This window comes from Rhodococcus sp. EPR-147, from assembly GCF_001647185.1.
Classification (GTDB): Bacteria; Actinomycetota; Actinomycetes; order Mycobacteriales; family Mycobacteriaceae; genus Rhodococcoides.
In genome coordinates this window covers 1-20821 of record NZ_LVCU01000545.1, presented here as the reverse complement: position 1 = coordinate 20821, position 20821 = coordinate 1, and the positions used below count along the sequence as shown (strand labels likewise).

Genomic DNA, 20821 nt, shown 5'->3' with positions numbered 1-20821 from the left:
CAGCTCGAAAGCGCCTAACATACAACACAACTCGTTGATCATGAACCGGATGGTTCACCGATCCGAATTACACCACCCCATGGGGCACTATCCTCGTGCACTGGTTCCGACGCTAAGGGTCTCCCCAACGCCCACCAACACTAGATCTACCGCACCGTCATGAAAGGTTGAAAGCCCCAGCGTTTACTAGAAATCCAGGCGGTCAGGCAACGTCGACTACGGCCGCAGCACCTAATCCGCGGCTGTGCTCGACTACCGAAGGATGTCGGGGCCCCCGTTAGACTCCTTACCGTGAGACAGGATGACTTTTTCGTCGAGACAACCAACACGGGACCGTGGGGCGGTACGACTACCGAACTGCGCACCGAACTCTTGACCCAGCTGCGAACCGGCGCGGTCATGGGTGTCGACGACCTCGACGCCGCACTCGCCCTCACAAAGCTGGTGTGGGATGAATTAGAGGCGTATGGAACATCAGGTGGGACACGTCTGCGCGACGAGGAAATTTCGCTTACCCAACGCTCTCTCGCGGCTACTCTCAGCCGCCTCGGGATCGACTTGCAATTGCCTTGGCGGAACTACACCACTTTCAGAACGTACTGGATGCGCAACGATTGCGCAGGATCATGGCAGGCACGACGCGACCTGCTGGAGAGGTTTTTTGAGCCCGTACAGGAAGAGCTCGATCGGCAAGAGGAAGCGCAGTTCAGGGCAGTCTTGGTAGAAGGGGTGTCACCGCACTCCAGCATGGGCTGGCCCAGAGTCGACGAAGAGTTGAACGAGCTGCGTCGGCGATTCCGCACCGCATCGACGACGCAGGACTACCGCGACGTCGGCAACCGATCTGTCGCCGTACTTGAGGCGCTGAGTCGAACCGTCTACGATCCGCGGGTGCATCTTCGCGAGGGCGAGATAGAACCGACGGTGGACAAGACGAAACAGCGGCTGGGACGGTATGTAGAAGATTCACTCGGGGGAAGAGACCACGAGACAATCCGTGGTGTTGCGAACAAAGTCATCGAGCTTTCACACAGCGTAAAACACTCAAGCGCGCCGACGAGGAGGGATGCAGGGATTGCAGCCGACTCGGTAGTAATGCTGGCCAACCTTTTGCGCCGCGTCGACCAAGATTTTTGACAGTGTATTCAACCTACTATTCGAGATGAGCTGCTGGCCGAGTAGAGCCGAGGGCAGCGTTAAAGATCACGCAGCGCTACTGCGTGAGACGATCGATAAGATCAATGAATTCTGGAAGGTGCAATCTCGCATTTTGCGCTGAAACCTGTACTGCATCACCCGATCTCAGCATCCAAATCTCAAGGTCGACGACACGGTCGGGACCGAATTCTTCATCGAGAGCGAGCACGGTCGGACAGGCAATCAACCCAAGTTCGTCGATGGAAAACTTGCGTTTTTGAACCCCCCAGAGGCACAGCCTTCCGCTCATACCTGTGGAACCGATCAAGACGATGTTGCAGGCCGCGGCTACGCTGTGTGCGCCGACTGCTACCGATGCGCGACTGTCGCCGACAACAGTCGGTCGATTGTCACCTCTCGCCATTGCCTTGTAGTTCGCAAACGCACTGACAGTATTCCTGGCCTTGGTTGCCAAGGAGCCAGTTCGCCAGTTACCTTGACTGAAGCTGCTACGGAGATATGCGTCGGCCGCTGCCTCGCCGTCGGCGTGGAAAACCTTCACAGCCTTGGTCGCGATCGAGTGTGTCGTCACAATCGGTGGTCTCGTTGATGGAATCGAGTATGAAGGGTCAAGTAAGCCCTCTCGGATGTTTGCGGGCGAGACGCGCATGGCTAACTCCTAGAGGATCCCGTGTGAGACAGGATGCCGATTGGCGACCTGTAAAACTTCTTCCGCCCAGAGGCGATGCAGCGCGATCCGCTCGGCGTCCGTGAGTGCTCCGCCTACGCCCAGAAGCGAAGGACGCTGTAGTTCGATCTCGAAATCGGAAGCCAACGAAATGCCCTGAGCCAATTGCAGGAAATGCACAAGGTTGTCGGTCGCGTCCGAGGCCATTGCCCCGGTCATCTTACTGTCCCACGGGTTGTGAACGTAGACGTCATCTTTGACAGCCGCAATTTCGGTCGCCACAAAGCGTTGCAAGCAAGGTATGCAATACCCGCAATGTTCCGAAGTGCGCTGAATTTTCCAACATGAAATTGCGCTTGGAACCATCTTCTCATGGCCCAATGTTTTAATTAGTTGAACGACGCCAGCTTTCGTCAAGTGCTCAAGTGGATTGTCTATTTGAAAATTGCCTTGCAAGACCACCCCGGCCAGGCGTTGAACTGCCAACAAGACTTGAGGATGTGCGGTGCGGGTCGACAACGACGGAACGCGCGCTTCGGTCTCGGGTTCATGGACGGCCAGTATTCCGTTCTCACCGACCCAGATGTTAGACACCGAAAATGTGTGTGCGGCGAGCACGGCGCTTGAGATAAACAGAAGGCTCCGGGCTCGTTGGCTTTCATCGGTAACAATGCCCGAATTTGCGCCATTCTTAGACATGATAGGAAGTGGAGCTGGCCTGGGTAGCGTCGGCAAAGTGGTCAGCAGCGCCTTGACGGCCTTATTGACCGATGGATTCGCGAGGTGTGTGATCAGGGCGGTACGTTCACCAGTGCTTTCCAGTTGCGCTACTGCTGCATATGAGTCTAATCCGCCGCTGAACAGAGCAACGCCAGTAACGTTTTGCGGCACCTGCCCATCGGGCCTTGGGACGGCAAACGGGGCTGATTCCTCGTGAAACCGTACCGTTAGCCGGTCGTTTGTCAATCGATTCCAGACGTCGCGCAACGCGGGTTTTGCCGAATTCCATATGGCGGGATTTCGGACAGGAATATCCACGCCGATTTCCCTAGTCCAAGTTTCTGGCGATCTCCGGCTTACACGGTCAACCGCGTAAAGAGCACCGAACACCTCCAACCAGTCTTGTTCGATACTCGTTAGTGAACGGTTCAGACTGGCGGCCAGGTTTGAATAATTAAAACTCCACGTCAGCGGTAGCTCGTACGTTGTCTGCTTCCAACGGACCTGTACTGCACCGGGAGGCGCACTGGCGCAATCGTTGACGACGACAGTAGTTGGTTGCGTCATTGGTGGCCGCGCTCCGACCCATAAGGGGGCGGTTTGTTATCGAGATGATCTGGATCGACTCGCACTAGGTCAGCCGCGAATCCCCATGCCTCGTTTATTGCCTTATTCCATGCTGATTCGTCGTTGGCATAGCTCAGTTTGTCGGCTGTCCGTCGGGAGATGTTGCCTGCGATGGTCGCCATCTCATCAGCAAGGGCCGCTACATCTGAGCTGGTTCCGATTCTACCGCCCACTAGTTGGGGCCCATCTCGAAGCACCAGGTGCATTGTTACTGATTGAATGATTTGCACCAGGAACTCTCCTTGAAGCGCGTCTGGGCTTCGCTCTTGCGTTGACCATAGGCTGGAGGCCTGCCGTGGATTGAGGGAGTTAATCGTGGCACCCAGTTCATGCAGGGGCAGTAGCAGGGTTCGGGTGAGTGCACGCTCGGACAACGCCATCACTAATCCAGCGTTCACGTAAGTCGAGTCGGACAGCGCTTCCAATCGCGCCTCATCGACCACCCGACGCAAGGCAGCGCCGACCGACTCCGAGTTGGCCAACAGACCCGGCATTCGCTCCCAACTGCTGTAGGCATGTCTTGCGAAGGTGGCGCAGGCGGAGGATGCCATTGAGGTCATCCAGCCGTCAGCCTGCGCTGCGCGAAACAACTCCCCGACCGCACGAGGTCGAGGCATGTTTTCGTATGAAGCTCGAACTACCCTCCACCGAAGGTTGTCCGGGCTTCTCACGTTTGTGCTAGTTCCCATCGCGCTACTATCCCCCACACTCATCGATTCGGCGTGCTTCTTTGGCTTTCTGAAGGGCGTCGCGAGCAAGCCCGGCCGCGTTCTCGACGGTCACTTTGCCTTCCGATGAGAGCGACTTGATCGAGAGAAAACCGGTTGCTTCCGGACCATCTGCATCGACAGCGAGCGGTATCGCCAGCGCAAACAACGCCTGCGAAGATAGGTACACCAGGTCAGTTCCCGCCTCTAAGAATCGAGTGCGGCGCGCGTTGTATGATCTCTCGGAATCGAGAAATGAACTTGAACATACAATCATAATGTTCGATTCGGAAATTCTGCCGTGCCACGCCCATTGGCGACCGCAGTATTCGAGAAGCTTTCGCTCCTCGGCGGCGGTCATCTCAAATCCGTCGCGTGCGGCTTTACAGTCGTACAGCAGCATTTCGGTCGGATTTTGCGCGTTGACCAAGTAGCCGTCTGGTTCGCGCACACCACGACGTTGAGTACCCAGACGGCGCCCGGCCAGGCCTAGTAGCCGCGTCGAGATTCGAAAGAATGCCTCTTCAAACATTGTTTCGGCGTCTGTGCCGGAGTTCCTGAGTTCTGGGGGAAGTTTGTTCAAAGACAAGGCCCGCAGCCACCGAAGCCCGGTGGGGTCGACGACGGTCAGGTCAGCTGCGTTTTTACGAAAGAACCCGTACAAGTCCGCGTCGGAAGTGGGGCGATTATTGACCCACTTCACTAGGGCCGAAGATTCGAGAAGGTCCACGAGTGCTTGCATATCAATTAGGAACAAGCTTTCGTAATCATTGGGTTCCCACCCCAAGTCCACCTCGCCCACCAGTACTTGGGAGCTGCAACGGCTGAGACGTGCAGCATCGAAACCTTCATCCAGGGCGGCACGCGTTATGGGTTCCGATGCGAGACGAATGAGCAGCGTTCGGTCCGCTCCTAGCACCTGCTGACTTACTATCAGGTCTACATCTTGACCTCGTTCGATGGCGGTCACGACTGTATGTCCTTGTTCGGCAGCAACCATCTGAACCAGAACACGTTTGTCGGCGAGTGACATTGACTGAAGCTCGTTGGTGCTTAAGCCGCGGCGATACTTATTGCCGGCGGGAAGTGAGCCTGCGTTCGGCTGCTCCCGTCCGTCTGTCATTGAGGTCCCCCCGAGGGTGACGGTTGGCGTAGTTCAAGGGACAACGGTGTGTGGATCATGCAATCTCCTGAAGCGCGCGTTGAGCAACATACTGGGTGATGGTCAGGCGGTTGTACGTAGTTTCCTTGAGCTCACTGTTGTCGGCGTTCCGATCAGTGGTGCACGCTCGCGGCGGTATCCCTCGACAAAGTCAAGGCTGGCGTGGCCGGTTTGGCCGGCGATCGCGGAGCCGTCGCGCCATTTACGTGCGCCTTGGGTGACGAAGCCCGCGCGGAGGGAGTGCCCTCTTAGCTTGGCGAGGGCGGCGGGGTTGTATCCGGCGTGTTGAGCGCGGCGGCGAATGGATGGTCTGGTGGACCGCTGATCCGGACAGTGCGGTGCTGCCCAAATTTCCGTTCTTGGCGATCGCCCGGAGCAGCGTGCGCGGGCGACCGTGCCTGGCACTCCCACTCGGCACGCGTGCCCATCGAATGGTTCTCGCTTGCGCAATAATCGGATGACCGAGGGGCGGCCAATGACGTCGAACGCGCGGAGTGGGCAGGTCTCGTGCGACTCGGTGTACGGCACGCCCGGTGTTGTTCACCGTGGTCGTTTGGGCTGGTCGGAAGTCCATATCGCACCCTAGCGCAGGCCGCAGACACTGCTGCACCACCAAAACGGTGCTGAGCTGGCGTTTCGGAGAAGATGAGGCGGAATCTGCAATTTACAACGTCTACATCTGGTTGGTCGGGGGCGAGCCGAGATCACGGCTGTGGCGAATTCTGAACTGTCAGACTGACCACGCCCACCATGCCAATCACCAACGAGCCGGAAACTAAGCTGCTCCCATGCCCGCCGGACGCTTCGCTCCCAGTCCCTCCGGCGACTTGCATCTCGGCAATCTGCGCACAGGCTTGCTGGCCTGGCTCTTCGCCCGCTCCACCGACCGACGTTTCGTGATGCGCGTGGAAGATCTTGATCGCGTGAAAGCCGGCTCCGAGCAACGGCAACTCGACGATCTCGCCGCCATCGGACTGGACTGGGACGGGCCCATCATGCGGCAATCCGAGCGTCGGGAGATCTACGACGCCACGATTCGCTCGCTCACCGCCGCCGGCATGACGTACGAATGCTTCTGCACGCGTCGGGAAATCCTCCAGGCCGCATCCGCGCCGCATGCACCCGACGGCGCGTATCCCGGAACCTGCAAAAACCTGACCGCTGACGAGAAAGCAGCCAAGGACCGCCCACCGGCCATCCGATTACGTTCGCAGGTAACCGAATTCACCGTCGTCGACCAGCTGCACGGCCTCTACAGGGGCCAGGTGGACGACTTCGTCCTGCGTCGATCCGACCGCGTCCCCGCCTACAACCTCGCCGTCGTTGTCGACGATGGCGCGCAAGGCGTCGACCAGATCGTGCGCGGCGACGACCTCCTCACCTCCGCGCCGCGGCAGGGATATCTGGCTCAACTCCTCGGCCTCACCCCCGCGACCTACGTCCACGTACCCCTTGCGCTGAACTTAGAGGGCAAACGCCTGGCCAAGCGGGACGGCGCTGTGACACTGCGCGAACGGCCCGATGCGTGGTCGCTCATCACCGCCTCGCTCGGCATGCCGAATGCGAAGAACGCCGAGGAACTGCTCGAACATTGGAAGCCGACGCGGGTACCGCGTGAACCGTGGGTGTTCGACCCCGCGAATCTCTGATCTACGGACCGATCGAGATCACGTTGCAACGCGACAGGACCCAACTGCGCACGAATCGGACGTACAGTGGCCGCGACAACTCTTCCCGAGGGAGAAGGACACGATGACCTCAGGCGGTTACGACCCCGACAAGGATCCACAGAACCCCGGCGGCTATCCCCCGCCGCAGGGCGGCTACCCGCCACCTTCCCAGGGCAACTACCCACCACCGCCCCAGGGCAACTACCCACCGCCTCAGCAGGGCGGCTACCCACCACCCGGCAACTACCCACCGCCCCCGCAGGGCAACTACCCACCCCCGGGCAACTACCCACCGCCCCCGCAGGGCAACTATCCGCCGCCTCCGGCCTTCGGTGAGTCACCGATGCCGACGCAGCTGTCCGTGGGAACGGCCATCGGCTACGCATTCAACAAGTTCAAGGACAACGCCCTCGTCTGGGTCGGCATCGTCCTGATCGCCGCGATCATCCAGGGCGTCCTGAACTTCGTGTTGAGCTCCGACAACTTCGTCCTCGGCTTGATCTTCAGTGTCATCGTCGGAGTCGTCGCGCTCCTCATCCAGGCGGCACTCGTCCGCGGCGCTCTGCACGAGGTGGACGGGATCAAGCCCGCGTTCGGGTCCTTCTTCCAGTTCGGCAACGTCGTGTCCGTCGTCATTGCCGGCGTCCTCGTCGGCATCGCCACCAGCATCGGCTTCGTCCTGCTGATCATCCCCGGACTCGTCATCACGTTCTTCACGTGGTGGACCTTCCAGTTCGTCATCGACCGCGGCGACGAGCCGATCCCCGCCATCAAGGCGAGCGCTCAGGCGATCGCGTCCAACGGTGGGACCCTCTTCGTGCTTGCACTCGCCCTGGTCGGCATCAACATCGTCGGCGCTCTTCTGTTCGTAGTCGGTCTGCTGGCCTCCATCCCGATCACGATCATCGCCGGAACCTACGCCTACCGCGTCACGGTGCGCGGACGCGTCGCCTGACCTGAGATCCGCCTCGATGGGCACGTATCCCTCACCCGGGATTCGCGCCCATCGTCGTCTCGGTGCTTGGATCGAGCAGTGACTACTACCGAACACACCGCCGCCAACGGCGGCACCGAGTCTGGGCAGGCCACGTTCGCTCACATCAGCCGGGGCTACTACCCCACCATCGTCGCGCTTTTCGTCGCGACGCTACTGATCTCGAACGTGGCCGCCAGCAAAGGTGTCGCCTTCTTCGCCTCGTCCGACGTCATGCTCGGACCACTGCAGATCCTGCCGATCAATACCGACGGCGCATTCTTCCTGTTCCCCCTCGCCTACATCCTCGGCGACGTCCTCAGCGAGGTCTACGGCTTCAAAGCCGCACGCCGCGCGATCTACCTCGGTTTCGGCTCCCTGATCCTCACCTCGGTGTGCTTCTGGATCGCCATCGAACTTCCCGCCGCCTCGTTCTACGAGAACCAAGAGGCACTCGAAACCGTCGTCGGTGTCGTTCCCCGACTCGTCCTCGCGGGTCTCGCCGGCTTTGCCGTCGGCCAGCTCCTGAACTCCTACGTCCTGGTCAAGATCAAGGAACGCACCAAGGAAAAGCACCTGTGGGCGCGCCTGATCGGCTCGACCGTCGTCGGCGAATTCTTCGACACACTGATCTTCTGCGCCATCGCCGCCGGCGTCATCGGCATCAGCACGTGGACCGACTTCATCAACTACGTCGTCGTCGGATTCCTGTGGAAGACACTCGTCGAGGTCCTCGTCCTCCCCATTACGTACCGCGTCATCTCGTACATCAAGAAGCGCGAACCGTCGTACCAGAGCAGTTAGCTCGCAACCCATTCTCGACTGACCTCGAGGTAGCGCCCTCGCGCTGCCTCGAAGGTCGCGACGGCCCGGGTTCCCGGCCAGTCCTCCGGTGTCATGGACGGCGGGAGGCCCGGGTCGACGTAGGGAATCACACGCCACTCGTCGAGCAGCGTCGCGAACGTGACGAACGCGTCGCGCGGATTCCGAGCCGGCGCGATGGTCTCGTAAGCGGAAAGAAATGCCCGATGCCGATCGGCGATGCCGGCCAGATCCCACCATTGCGCGGCGGTCTCACGCAACGTGGTCGGCGGCGCGACCTCGGAGGCGACGAACGTCGTCACGTAGGGCGAGAGATCCAACGCGTCGACGATGGCACCGGCCTCGTCCGCGAGGTAGTCGGGTGCGATCCACAGACCGGGTGAGACTGTGCCGCAGCCTATTCCGGTGAGTCGACGCCTCAGCTGGTGGCGCGCGGCGCGTTGGGTCTCGGGGATGGTGAACGAGATGAGCCGAAACGGATCGCCGTCGGCCATCCGCCGGAACCCGAAGATCCGACCGTCGCCGCGCGCGAACATCGCGTCGGCCTGCTCGGTGATGCGATAGCCGGTGCGGCCCTCACGATTACTCGATTCGACGACGCCCTTCTTCTTCAACCTCGCCACCGCGATGCGCGTGCTCTCCGGTGGCACCCCGAGCGCGTCCATCCAGACGACGACATCGGCGATGGCGAACCACCCTCCGAGGGGTCGAACGTATGCCCCGAGCACCGTGCGCACCAGTGAGGTGGCGCTTCCCGGACGAGAGTCGAAGTCGTCGAGGATCGCCCCGGCAGTGCTAGGCGCGGAGTTCGTCACGGATCGCCACGATTCCCAGATACACCTCTCGGTAGGAAGTACTGAGAGGGCTCAATCCCAGGCGAATACCCTGCGGCGCGCGGTAATCCGGGATCACACCCTTCTCCCACAGGCGAGCGGTGATCTCCTTGAACTCGGGATGGTCGATGGTGACGTGCCCGCCCCGTCGATTCGAGTCCTCGGGTGAGGCGATCTCCACCCCGAGCGGTACCAGCATCTCGCGGACGAGCTCGAGGGCGTATTCTGTCAGCGCAACGGACTTCGCGCGTATCGCGTCCATCCCCACCTCGGCGATCATCTCGATGGTGTCCTGCATCGCGATCATCCCGAACACCGACGGCGTACCACTGATGACGCGTCGAATACCCTGTGCCGGAACGTAACCCTGCGCCATCTCGAACGGATCGGCGCGGCCCATCCAGCCCCAGATCGGCTGCACGAAATCGCCCTGGAGATCACTGCGCACGTACGCGAAGGCCGGTGAGCCGGGTCCTCCGTTGAGATACTTGTAGGTGCACCCGACGGCCAGATCCACTCCCCAGGAATCGAGTTCGAGCGGTACCGATCCAACGGAGTGGCACACGTCCAGCAGCATCAAAGCTCCGGCAGCGTGCGTGATGCGCGTCGTCTCGGCCACGTCGACGAGGAAGCCGGAACGGTAGGCGACATGGGTGATCACCACCAAGGCGGTGTTCTCCCCCACCACCTCGGCGAGTTGCTCCGGTTCGATACCACCGCGGCGGTCCGTCTCGATCCACCGCAGGGTCATATTCAGCTCTGCTGCAATACCTTCGAGCAGGTATCGGTCGGTCGGAAAGTTGTCGCGGTCGATGACGATCACGGTGCGGCCCGGCCGCATGGCGATCGCCGCCCGCGCCAGTTTGTACAGCAGTACCGTCGTCGAATCGCCGATGGTGGTCTGACCGGACGCGGCCCCCAGGGTGGCGTCGGCCAGGGCGTCGCCGATGGTGACGGGGAGGTCGAACCACTGCTCGTCCCAACCACGGATCAGGCGTCCACCCCAAGCCTGCGTCATGAAGGTGTTGATCCGTTCGACACTGGCCTTGGTGGGCCGGCCCAGCGAGTTGCCGTCGAGATATGCACTGATCGACGGGTCGTCACTGCCGAGGAATTTGTCGCGGTAGCTGCGGAGTGGATCCTTCTCGTCGAGTTCGAGTGCGCGTTCCATCATCGTCCGATTTCCGTTCTCACAGCGAGCAATTCGGGGAAGAAGGTGAGTTCGAGTGCCTTCTGCAGAAATCCGACGCCACTCGAGCCTCCGGTCCCGCTCTTCATTCCGATGGTACGGAGCACCGTCCGCATGTGCCGGAAGCGCCACAGCTGGAAGTTCTCCTCGAGATCGACGAACTCTTCGAAGGCCTCGTACACCGCCCAATGTTCGGTGTGGTTCTCGTAGACGAACTTGATCAGCGGCATCAGGTCCTCGTTGAACAAGTATGCCGTGGTGACATCGCGATCGAGGGCCGAAGCCGGCACGTCGTAGCCTTGCCGGGCCAGCGATTGCCAGAAGGCGTCGTACAGGCTCGGTTGGTGCAACAGAGTCGAAAGCTGTTGATAAGCAGCCGGATCGGACTCGAAGACCGTCAGCATGCCCGCATTCTTGTTGCCGAGCACGAACTCCACGGCCCGGTACTGATACGACTGGAAGCCCGAGGAGTTGCCGAGGAAGTCGCGGAACTGGGAGTACTCCGTCGGGGTGAGCGTGGCCAATACCGACCACTGCTCGGTCAGCGTCTTCTGGATGTGCTTGACCCGAGCCACGCATTTGAGCGCGGTACCGATGTCATCGGCATCGAGAGCTGCTCGCGCGGCCAGGGTCTCGTGCAGTACCAGCTTGAGCCACAGTTCGGTGGTCTGGTGCTGAATGATGAACAGCAGTTCGTCGTGATGCTCGGGGGTGCTCACCGGCTTCTGGGCGCTGAGCAACGTGTCGAGGTCCAAGTACGCGCCGTAACTCATACGGTCGCTGAAGTCGGTGACGACGGTCTTCTCTATCGCGCGGGTATTGCCTTCGACGCTCATGGCTGGTCCTCGAGGTGATGGGCTGGTGAGGCCAGCGTATTACAGATTCGTGCCGCCCGCCAGATCGACGACATATCGCGGTTTCGCGAATGCCACCCGTCGCCTATCCTCGAAGTAATCGAGTCGAGTGAGGAATCGCAGTGCGTAGAGCGTCCGGACAGTTGGAGGAGTCGATCCTCGAGTTGCTCGGCGAGCACACGGAACTCTCGGTGGCCCAGGCCCGCGAGCATCTTGGCTCGGATCTCGCCCACACCACGGTCATGACCGCTCTGGTGCGCCTGCACGGCAAAGGACTGGTCGATCGCGAGCGGCGCGGGCGGTCCTTCGTTTACACCCTCAACGCCCCGGTCGACGAGATCCCGGCTCTTCGGGCTGCGATGCGGATGCGCACCGAACTCGGTGCCAGAGCCGAACGCGCAGACGTACTGGCCAGCTTCGTGGCCGCACTCGACCCCGAGGACGAGGCGACGCTGCGCGAACTGCTGGCCAAGTCGGACGCAGCCGAGCAACACCCATGACCCTGCTCCTGGTCGTGGCCGTACTGCCGTGGGCGCTGTCGCTGCTGCTGGGATTCGGAGCCGATCAACTCGACCGTCGACTCAATCCGTCGACCGCCGTCGTCCTGTTGCCCATCCTGTCCATGGTGACCGCATTCTCCGTGACTGCGTCCATGGCCGCGCTCGCTGCGGTGCTGCTGGCGTCAGGTGAGATTGCCTGGCTATCGGTGGGAATCATCCTCTGCGCGTGGATGTTCTGGCGCGTGGTCGAGGTCGCCCGCCATGTTCGACGCGTCGCCGTCGGTGCGTCGATCGCATCGGAATTCGGTGACGAGGCGCGGGCGACGGGCGGCATCGTCGTGGTCGACTCCGACGTTCCCGACGCCTTTGCAGTTCCCTCCGGCGGAGGTGCCGTCGTGATCACCACCGGCCTCGCGGAGGCTTTGTCGGACAACGAATTACGCGCCGTGGTCGAACACGAGCGTGCGCACCTACGGCATCGCCACAGCGTGTGGATTCAGATGTGTGAGATCGCGGCTCGTCTGAATCCGATTCTTGGGCCGGTGCCCTCGAAGGTCCGGCACGCCGCCGAGCGTCAGGCCGACGAGAGCGCAGCGTCTCTCGGGCGTCGAGACACGTTGTCTGCCATCGCCAGAACCGCCCTGCTGCGGAAACAACTCGACCATGGAACCCGCACGCTCGCCAGTACCGGCGGCGACGTCGTTCGCCGCGTGCAGGCCCTCAGCGAACCACCACGGCACCGTCATGATCGCGGCATCCTCGCGGCCGGACTGGTGCTGATCCTCGCGTTCACCGTCATTTCCACGGCACTGTTCGACGTCGTTCAAGATGTGGTGGCCCCCGAAACCGGAGAAGTCGCCACCTCGATCTTTCGCTGATCTCGGTCAGATGCCCGCGACCCCCGCCAGTTGGCCGATCGCATAGGTGACGGCCATCGCGATTGCGCCACCGATCACGATACGAGTCACCGCCGGCCGACTCGGCGCACCGCCGAGGCGCGCACTGATGGTTCCGGTCAACGCCAGAGCCAGCAACACGACGACAAAGGTGACCGGAATACGTTGCGAAGCAGGCAGAAGCAGGATCGAGAGCAACGGCAGGAGCGCACCGCTGATGAACGACACGGCCGACGATGCGGCCGCTTGCCATGGATTGGTCAACGCGTCGGGGTCGATTCCCAACTCGACGTCCACGTGCGCGGCAAACGGATCGTGTTCGGTGAGTTCGCGCGCAACGGTCTGGGCAGTCTCTGCCGAGAGCCCCTTGGCCTCGTACAGTGCCGCGAGCTCAGCCAATTCTTCCTCGGGCTGCTCGTCCAGCTCTTTGCGTTCCTTGATCAGCAGGGATCGCTCGGCGTCGCGCTGCGTGCTCACCGAGACGTACTCCCCGAGCGCCATCGACACAGCTCCCGCAACAAGTCCCGCAACGCCTGCAGTGAGCAGCGATCCTTTGTCGGTGGTGGCCGCTGCGACACCGACGACCAGGCCGGCAGTGGAGACGATGCCGTCGTTCGCGCCCAACACGCCCGCCCGCAGCCAGTTCAGCCGACCGGACATATCTGCGTGCGGTTCGTGATCGTGCAGGCTCGGCTCGGGCTCACTCATCGACGGCCGTTACCGTTACGTCATCCCAGGCGGCGCGAGCGCCGGACTCACCGATTCTGTACACCTGGACGATTGTGGTCGCTCCGACCACCACTGCCAACACCACCACCGCGATCGACTGCCACCGCACGGGCGCGTTGCCGCGACGCTCACGCAGATGCAGGAACACCAGTGCCGCGGCGACGACCACAAGACCGACGGAGAAGAAGATCATCCAGTCGCCGATCTCGGCGTGCTGTTCGACCGCAGCGGTCTCGGGGACGCGCTTCTCGAGCCACTCGCCTGCCTCGGTCGTCAGCGGCGTCAACACCAACGTGAACACCGCCAGGGCTGCGATGAGCCACACGAGACGGCTGCGCACACCGGACCAGGTGCTGGCCGCGATGGCGAGCAGGGCGGTCAGCGGTGCCAGCACCACGATGAAGTGAACGAGCAGAATGTGGGCCGGTAGGCCGTTGAAGGTGGACATGCGTTCTCCCGCTGGCTTGGAAAGTCGCGTGCACCTCACGCACAGCATATGCTACACGTTGTGTAGTAGTTGCAGGGATGGATCGAGTTCCGTCAGGGTTCGCCACGCCACGTTGGGATCGGCGACCATCGCATACACGATCTGCTCGAGACTCCGTCCCAGCGCGAGAGCGGTGTTCGCGTCGAACAGTGCTGTGGGATAGACGATATCGATGTCGATACCGATAGCCTTCCCTTGGTCGTCCCGCCGTTCGGTGACGTGCAGATGCAGGTCGCATTTGGCGATGTCGATCGGTCGGGGTGTGATCTCGACTCGTGTGTCCCCCAGGTCGAGGGTTGCGGCGGTGAAGACGTCCAGAGACAGCGCGACCTGGAAAATCGGGTGCTGCCCGGCCGCCGTGTCAGGAGCAAGTTCGGCGACGACATCCTCGAACGGCACCGATGCATGGTCGAATGCGCGCAGCTCGCTCCCACGGGCCGCCTGCACCACGTCTTCGACGGTCGTAGCGGACGCGATGTCCGTCCGAATCGCGACGGTGTTGGTGAAGGTACCGACCAGCTGCTCGAGCCTCGGATCGTCGCGCCCGGCAACCGGGGTTCCGACGACGATATCGGTGGAGTCCGTCACCTCCGCGAACAGAATCAGCAGTGCTGCGCGCAGCACGCTGAATCGTCCTGTCCCACAACGCTGGGCAAGTTCGGTGATTTTCTCCGTGGCGGGTGCATCGAAGCGAAGCGATGTGCGCGCACCGGAGAAGTCCCACTCCTGTGTACGTGGCCGGTCCAACGGCAACTCTGTGCCGCTGGGGACACCTGCGAGTTCCGCGCGCCAGAACTCGATGTCGGCCGATACATCCCGATCGGCGGCCCAGACACTGTAATCGGCGTACTGCAAGGGCAATTCGGGCCACGACGGTGCACTGCCGGCCATCCTGGCCTGATAAGCCAGTACGAAATCCGAGGCCAGCAGCCCGAGAGACCACCCGTCCGCTGCGATGTGGTGAACGGCGCACGCCAGCACGTGGTGATCGGGTGCTACCGCGAACAGGCGAGCACGGATCGGGAACTGGGTACGCACGTCGAAAGGGTGCTCCATGGTCTGCAGTACCTCGGCGTCATCGAAATCGACCACGTCGAGGTTCGGTGCCACGGCGGCAGAATCCTGCTCGATCACCTGCACTGGAGCCCCATCGACATCCGGGTAGCGCGTCCGCAGCGTGCTGTGTCGCTCGATCAGATCGGTCAACGCGTGCGAGGCTGCCGCTGGATCGAACTCCCCGGTTATCGAGACCGTGAACGGCAGATTGGACAGCGGTAGCGCTGCGCTTCGATCGATGTGGCGCTGTTGCGGCGCCAGCGGAATTGCAATCACGCCCTGCGACATGCCTTGTTCAGGTCGCGAATTGTGTTGTAGTCCAAGAATACGGCGTGCATCGATTCGTGCCGCGAAGGTCTGTACGGACGGAGCCGCCGCGAGATCTCGTACACCGATGTCCACCGATGCCTCGGCCCGGATCGATGCGACGACTCTGGTCGCGGCCAGTGAGTCACCACCGAGGTCGAAGAACGATGTGGCGCAGTCGATGTCATCTTTGTCGAGTACACGCGAGAAGGCTGCCGCCACCATCTCCTCGGTTACACCGGACGGCGCAGTTCGATGCCCGGTCGACACCATGGACAGATCGGGTGACGGCAGCGCTCCGCGATCGATCTTCCGGTTGATCGTCAGCGGAATCTCGTCGACAACCGAGATGGTCGCCGGCACCATATGGGCAGGCAGACGCCCCACGAGATCGTTGCGGATTCGCGTCGTGTCGACGAGTTCCCGCGGCCGCTTCGGGACGATGTACCCGTCGATACGGAGGTCACCGGAACGGCTGCGGTGCAACGACGACGACGCCGCAGCGACCTCCGGATGCGATCGCAGTGCAGCGTCGACCTCCCCGAGTTCGACGCGATTGCCGCGGATCTTGATCTGGTCGTCGGTGCGTCCGAGGAACTCCAGCGTCCCGTCTCCGCGTAGACGCGCCCGATCTCCGCTGCGGAACATCCGAAGACCGGTGCTGCCGAACGGATTCGCAACGAAGCGAGCTGCCGTTTCTGCGGTGCGCCCGAGATATCCGCGCGCAACGCCGGGGGTCTCGATGTAGATTTCGCCGACTGCACCCGAGGGAACCGGCCGCAACGCCCGATCGAGAAGGTGAATCACCGTCCCCACCATGGCTCGACCGATTCCGTCCACGCTGCCCGGGTTCAGAGCCTCGGTCATGGTGACACTGCAGGTCGTCTCGGTGGGCCCGTAGGCGTTGAGCAGTCGTCGACCCACCGACCATCGACCGACGGTGTCCTGCGGTGCCGATTCACCGCCGATGATGATGGTCCCGACATGCGACAGGGCTGCGGGATCCAGCGTGGCCAGCGCCGAGGGCGTGATCAGCAGATGTGTGATCGATTGCTGGGCAATCAGTTCCGACAGTTCTGCGCCGCCGTAGCTATCCGGCGGAGCGATCACCACTGCCGCGCCTGCGGTTGCTGCGGCAAGCACTTCGACCACAGCGGTATCGAACCCGGGAGAGGCGAGATGACAGACGCGCGACTCGGCGTCGAGGTCGTAGCTGCTCCTGATCTGTTGCACCAGAGCGGCGATGCCACCGTGGGTGACGACGACGCCTTTGGGAGTGCCGGTGGAGCCGGAGGTGTAGATGACGTACGCCGCGTGGTGCGGTGTCGTCGGCGCGGGTTCATCACCCGGGCCTCCCTCCGCGAGAACGTCATCGAGGTTCAGCCATTCCACCTCGCCCAGATCGTCGCCTCCGGCGCACAGGCCCAACACCGCTCCGCTATTTCGCACCACGAACTGCGCTCTCTCGCGTGGGTGATTCGGGTCGACCGGAACGTACACCGCACCCACTCGTGCGACGGCCCAGAACGCGACGATCCCCTCCACGGATCGGCCGATGCGCACGGCGACCCGGTCCTGGCTACCGATTCCTCGCGCACTCAAGGCGGATGCGAGTGCGGCGACTCTCGTATCCAACTCCGCGTAGGTGACCGACACCTCCGCATCCTGGATCGCAATTCGATTGCGGTGCTGCATGATTGCCGTCGAGAACACGTCGTTCAGAGATCCACGCTCGGTCACGGCCGCGCCCACCGAGGCGGGCGTCGTACACGGTTCGTCGGGCAGGAACAGGTCGAGGTCTGCTATCGCGGTATCGCCGTAGCCGGATTCGGCGAAACTCTCGAGAAAGTGCAGGAATCGAGCATGGTGGCGCGCCAGGTCGCTCGGTGTGTAGGCGGCAGGGTTGGCCTCGAAGTCGATGCGAGGACGCGCTCCACCTCGCCCGGGGTAGATGTTGACGGCGAGGTCCGACACCGGGCCCGTCGTCAGAATGTTGATCTCGCCGTCGAAGTCGCCGATGGCCACGGTGTTCGCGAACATCATCACGTTGATCGTCGGCCCGAAACGCCCTGCGCTCAGCGCATTACCACTCTCGGACAACTGAGGTCTGCTGCGCTGATGGCGGAGCACGGCACCGATCGCCACCTCGGTGGACTTGATCACGTTGTTCACCGTCGCAGATCCGATGCCCGGCAGGCTCAGCGGCACAACGTTCGACAACGAGGACCCGGCCCGGCGCAACATCGCCGTCGGCCGCGCTGAGACCGGCAACGACAGATCCACGTTCTCGGTGTCGTTCATCCGCGCCAGGTACGCGGCGAAGGCCGCGATCACCACAGTCGACGTCGCACGACCGGCAGCGGTCGGAGAAACCGATCGATCCTCGCCGACGACGATCGGCACCGATGCAGGTTGAACGATTCGGCCGAGAGGCTCGGCGTGCCCCAGGTCTGCGGACTGCCAGTGCGCTCGATCGCGTCGTGCGCGGGCGGAGGTGCGGTAGCGCTCGTCCTCGGCGACAAGCGCGGCCGGCGTCGTCGGGTCGACAGCCACAGGCTCGACGCCATCAGACGCGGCGGCATACAGGGCCGCCGCCCGCTCGAGTACCTTCATCGAGGCATAACCATCGAGCGCGATGTGGTGGGCTCTGGTGTACCAGAACACGCGATCGTCCCCGACGCGAAGGACACGCAACCGCACGAGCTGGCCGTCCATCGAGAAAGGCGTGCGGCAATCGTCGTTCATCCACTGCGTCGCCGCGTCGGCCGGCCGGTCGTGTTCGCGGAAATCGAGGATCTCCACCCTGTCGGTCTCCCGAGGCTCGAACCGTTGCATCGGGGTGCCGTCGACCTCGACGATTCGCATCGTCGACGACGAGAACTCCCGATGAGCCCTGTTACCGATTTCAACCAGCGCGTCGAGGTGCACGGCGCCGATGATGTCGACGTAGTACGCAATGGTGAAGGGGACGTCCGGCATGAATTGTTGGGCAATCCAGATATCGGCCTGGGACGAACTCACAGGTAAGGCGTCGTCGAACATGGTGGTCCCCCCCAGGGCGTGCTGCTACTACACAGTCGGTAGTACCACCGTACGCCCCGATCCGAAGTGACGGTGCCGAGCGCGTCAGGCAGCGGCCTGAACGCGGGAAACACCAGGCCTGTCCTAAGGTGACACCCGTGCCGCAGAGCAACCACTATCACCACTTGATGTTCGGTCCTGCTGCGATTGCGCGGCAGAAGGTCGACGGCAGTTACACCGCCTACGGCTCACAGACCGAGCGACCGGACGACGGCCCGACGCCTCTCGACACTCGCGAGAAGGCCATGATTCGCGCGCTGGATCAGTTTCAGATCGCCACTGTCGCCGAGACCGGGTGGCCCTACATCCAGTACCGAAGTGGCCCGAAAGGCTTTCTGCAGGTTCTCGACGATCACACGTTGGGTTTCGCCGATTTCGCCGGAAACCACCAGTACGTGACGGCGGCCAATCTCGATCACGACGATCGCGTCGCACTGCTTCTGGTGAACTACCCTCTGCGCCAACGGCTCAAGCTCTACGGACGGGCACGTACCGTCGAAGCGGCCGACGACCCCGAACTCCTGGAACGGCTGAGGAAGATCGGCGACATGACCGTCGCCGCCACGTGCGAACGCAGCGTCGTCATCGACGTCGAGGCATTCGACTGGAACTGCACTCGCAGCATCATCCCCCGCTACGACGCGGCCCACCTCGCGGAGCTCTCCGAGGTCTACCAGCGCAAAGCCGGCGAGCGGGAACAGGAACTGCTACAGCGCATTTCGGAGCTCGAAGATCAGCTCACGCAGTCTTCGACGCATAGAAGCGACCCAGGAACTCCGTCTTGAATTCGATGAAGCGTCCCTGATCGATGGAGGCGCGAATGTCGTCGACGAGTTTGACCGTGAAGCGCTCGTTGTGGATGGTGCACAGCGTCGAGGCGAGCATCTCCTTGGCCTTGAACAGGTGATGGATGTACGCGCGGGTGTAGTGCGCGCAGGTGTAGCAGTCGCAGTTCTCGTCGATCGGGGTGAAGTCGCGACGATGCTTGGCGGTGTTGATGTTGAAGCGTCCCGTCGGCACGTAGATCGCCGCATTGCGAGCCACGCGTGAGGGATTGACGCAGTCGAACGTGTCGGCACCGTTCTCGATGGCGGTGAAGAAGTCGTCCGGTTCGCTGATGCCGAGCATGTGCCGCGGCTTGTGTTCGGGCAGTTGCTCGTTCACCCACCGGGTGATGGTGCCGAGGTTCTGCTTCTCGAGTGCCCCGCCGATTCCGTAGCCGTCGAACCCGCGACCCGTCTCTCCGGTGATGGTCTCGAGATCGTGTGCGGCCTTGCGTCGCAGATCCTCGTACTGGGCACCCTGCACTACCCCGAACAGCGCTTGATACGGCTTGTCGGCGCGCTCGACCGTCAGCCGTTCGTGCTCGAGGACGCATCGCTCGGCCCACGCCTGCGTCCGATCGACCGACTTCTCCTGGTAGCCGCGGGTATTCATCAGCGTGGTCAGCTCGTCGAACGCGAACATGATGTCTGCTCCGAGGCGATGCTGAATCTGCATCGACACCTCGGGAGTGAACCGATGCTTGGAGCCGTCGAGGTGGGACTTGAACGTCACCCCGTCGTCGTCGACGTGTGCGAGACGTTCCTTGCCCTCGGCGATGACGTCGTCGGACTGCACGCGCGTGGCATCCATCGAGATGACCTTCTTGAACCCGACGCCGAGCGACATCACCTGAAATCCGCCGCTGTCGGTGAACGTCGGCCCGTCCCAGTTCATGAACTTGCCCAGCCCACCTGCCTCGTCGACGATGTCCGAGCCCGGCTGCAGATACAGGTGGTAGGCGTTGGCGAGCACCGCCTGAGCGCCGAGTTCCTTCATCGCCTCCGGCAGCACCGCTTTGACGGTTGCCTTGGTTCCCACCGCGATGAACGCAGGGGTGGCGATATCACCGTGCGGGGTGTGGATGGTGCCGGTGCGGCCCAACTCACCGTCGAGCCGGGTACCGATATCGAAGCCGAAACTGGAGGAACTCACCGCGTCAGTATGCCGCTTCGCGGCTTGTGAGCGGAAACTCGTAGCAGGCTACGAGTTTCCGTGCACGTGCGGCGGAGCCGCTCCAGCCGCATTCAAACGGAAGTAGGCACCCTTGGCCGCGAGCAGTTCCTCGTGATTGCCCTGTTCGACGATACTGCCGTTCTCCATCACCACGATGGTGTCCGCGTCGCGGATGGTCGAAAGCCGGTGCGCGATAACGAAGCTGGTGCGATCGGTGCGCAGCTTCGCGGTGGCCTTCTGCACCAGTAGCTCGGTTCGGGTGTCGACGGAGCTGGTGGCCTCGTCGAGGATGAGGATCAGCGGCTTGGCCAGGAAGGCGCGGGCGATGGTGATGAGCTGCTTCTCACCGGCGCTGACGTTGTTGCCCTCCTCGTCGATGATCGTGT

At 62.2% G+C, this 20821-nt stretch carries 18 protein-coding genes; 7 read left to right on the top strand and 11 right to left on the bottom strand.

What is annotated here, in order from left to right; translation table 11 throughout:
• The first annotated feature begins 291 nt into the window (after positions 1–291).
• Entirely contained in the window at positions 292–1137 is an 846-nt protein-coding gene (locus A2J02_RS24255) for a hypothetical protein (RefSeq protein WP_068054757.1), read from the top strand.
• A 76-nt stretch (positions 1138–1213) separates the two neighbouring features.
• Here the strand turns inward: A2J02_RS24255 and A2J02_RS24250 are convergent, their stop codons facing one another.
• From A2J02_RS24250 to A2J02_RS24240, 3 genes are all read right to left on the bottom strand, one after another.
• Positions 1214–1729 carry a hypothetical protein gene (locus tag A2J02_RS24250; protein ID WP_068054754.1) on the bottom strand — a complete coding sequence of 172 codons (516 nt, stop codon included), beginning with the start codon at positions 1727–1729 and terminating at the stop codon, positions 1214–1216.
• 87 nt (positions 1730–1816) lie between these two features.
• Positions 1817–2863, bottom strand: a complete 1047-nt coding sequence (locus tag A2J02_RS27430) for a 7-cyano-7-deazaguanine synthase (RefSeq protein ID WP_197478125.1) — start codon at positions 2861–2863, stop codon at positions 1817–1819.
• A gap of 1005 nt (positions 2864–3868) precedes the next feature.
• Positions 3869–5002: a hypothetical protein gene (locus A2J02_RS24240; RefSeq protein WP_156516365.1), complete on the bottom strand. Its 1134-nt coding sequence runs from the start codon at positions 5000–5002 to the stop codon at positions 3869–3871.
• Between the two features lie 827 nt (positions 5003–5829).
• Between A2J02_RS24240 and gluQRS the strand changes: the two genes are divergently transcribed.
• From gluQRS to A2J02_RS24225, 3 genes are all read left to right on the top strand, one after another.
• A complete protein-coding gene (gluQRS, locus tag A2J02_RS24235; protein ID WP_068054747.1) occupies positions 5830–6690 on the top strand; it encodes a tRNA glutamyl-Q(34) synthetase GluQRS in 861 nt (286 codons plus the stop codon).
• 103 nt (positions 6691–6793) lie between these two features.
• On the top strand, positions 6794–7666 hold the full coding sequence (locus A2J02_RS24230) for a hypothetical protein (RefSeq protein WP_082899052.1): 873 nt from the start codon (positions 6794–6796) through the stop codon (positions 7664–7666).
• A gap of 78 nt (positions 7667–7744) precedes the next feature.
• Positions 7745–8488, top strand: coding sequence for a queuosine precursor transporter (locus A2J02_RS24225; protein WP_068054742.1), 744 nt, complete (start codon positions 7745–7747; stop codon positions 8486–8488).
• Here the strand turns inward: A2J02_RS24225 and A2J02_RS24220 are convergent.
• From A2J02_RS24220 to A2J02_RS24210, 3 genes are read right to left on the bottom strand one after another with little or no spacing between them, the layout of a single operon-like run.
• A complete protein-coding gene (locus tag A2J02_RS24220; RefSeq protein WP_068054739.1) occupies positions 8485–9321 on the bottom strand; it encodes a PaaX family transcriptional regulator in 837 nt (278 codons plus the stop codon). The two genes, A2J02_RS24225 and A2J02_RS24220, sit on opposite strands and share 4 nt — an antisense overlap.
• Complete coding sequence (gene kynU, locus A2J02_RS24215; protein ID WP_068054736.1) at positions 9302–10510, bottom strand: kynureninase; 1209 nt, start codon at positions 10508–10510, stop codon at positions 9302–9304. Before kynU ends, A2J02_RS24220 begins: the two co-directional genes overlap by 20 nt.
• Complete coding sequence (locus tag A2J02_RS24210; protein ID WP_068054733.1) at positions 10510–11364, bottom strand: tryptophan 2,3-dioxygenase; 855 nt, start codon at positions 11362–11364, stop codon at positions 10510–10512. The genes kynU and A2J02_RS24210 overlap by 1 nt, the downstream gene beginning before the upstream one ends.
• Positions 11365–11504: 140 nt before the next feature.
• Here A2J02_RS24210 and A2J02_RS24205 point away from each other — a divergent pair, with 140 nt between their 5' ends.
• Together A2J02_RS24205 and A2J02_RS24200 are read left to right on the top strand one after the other, a co-directional pair.
• Positions 11505–11882 (top strand): BlaI/MecI/CopY family transcriptional regulator, encoded by a 378-nt coding sequence (locus A2J02_RS24205; protein WP_037187682.1) that lies wholly within the window; start codon positions 11505–11507, stop codon positions 11880–11882.
• On the top strand, positions 11879–12760 hold the full coding sequence (locus A2J02_RS24200; protein WP_068054730.1) for a M56 family metallopeptidase: 882 nt from the start codon (positions 11879–11881) through the stop codon (positions 12758–12760). Before A2J02_RS24205 ends, A2J02_RS24200 begins: the two co-directional genes overlap by 4 nt.
• 6 nt (positions 12761–12766) lie before the next feature.
• Here A2J02_RS24200 and A2J02_RS24195 read toward each other — a convergent pair whose 3' ends face one another.
• From A2J02_RS24195 to A2J02_RS24185, 3 genes are read right to left on the bottom strand one after another with little or no spacing between them, the layout of a single operon-like run.
• The gene (locus A2J02_RS24195; RefSeq protein WP_068054727.1) at positions 12767–13486 is read right to left on the bottom strand and encodes a VIT1/CCC1 transporter family protein; all 720 of its coding nucleotides are present in this window, start codon (positions 13484–13486) and stop codon (positions 12767–12769) included.
• Entirely contained in the window at positions 13479–13955 is a 477-nt protein-coding gene (locus A2J02_RS24190; RefSeq protein WP_068054759.1) for a DUF2231 domain-containing protein, read from the bottom strand. The genes A2J02_RS24195 and A2J02_RS24190 overlap by 8 nt, the downstream gene beginning before the upstream one ends.
• A gap of 51 nt (positions 13956–14006) precedes the next feature.
• A complete protein-coding gene (locus A2J02_RS24185) occupies positions 14007–18377 on the bottom strand; it encodes a non-ribosomal peptide synthetase (protein ID WP_231911504.1) in 4371 nt (1456 codons plus the stop codon).
• A gap of 158 nt (positions 18378–18535) precedes the next feature.
• Between A2J02_RS24185 and A2J02_RS24180 the strand changes: the two genes are divergently transcribed.
• A complete protein-coding gene (locus A2J02_RS24180; RefSeq protein WP_231894012.1) occupies positions 18536–19222 on the top strand; it encodes a pyridoxamine 5'-phosphate oxidase family protein in 687 nt (228 codons plus the stop codon).
• Here A2J02_RS24180 and tgt read toward each other — a convergent pair.
• Entirely contained in the window at positions 19176–20414 is a 1239-nt protein-coding gene (gene tgt / locus A2J02_RS24175) for a tRNA guanosine(34) transglycosylase Tgt (RefSeq protein ID WP_068054721.1), read from the bottom strand. The two genes, A2J02_RS24180 and tgt, sit on opposite strands and share 47 nt — an antisense overlap.
• A 48-nt stretch (positions 20415–20462) precedes the next feature.
• Positions 20463–20821: ATP-binding cassette domain-containing protein (locus A2J02_RS24170; protein WP_156516364.1), on the bottom strand; the 359-nt coding region annotated here is incomplete at its 5' end.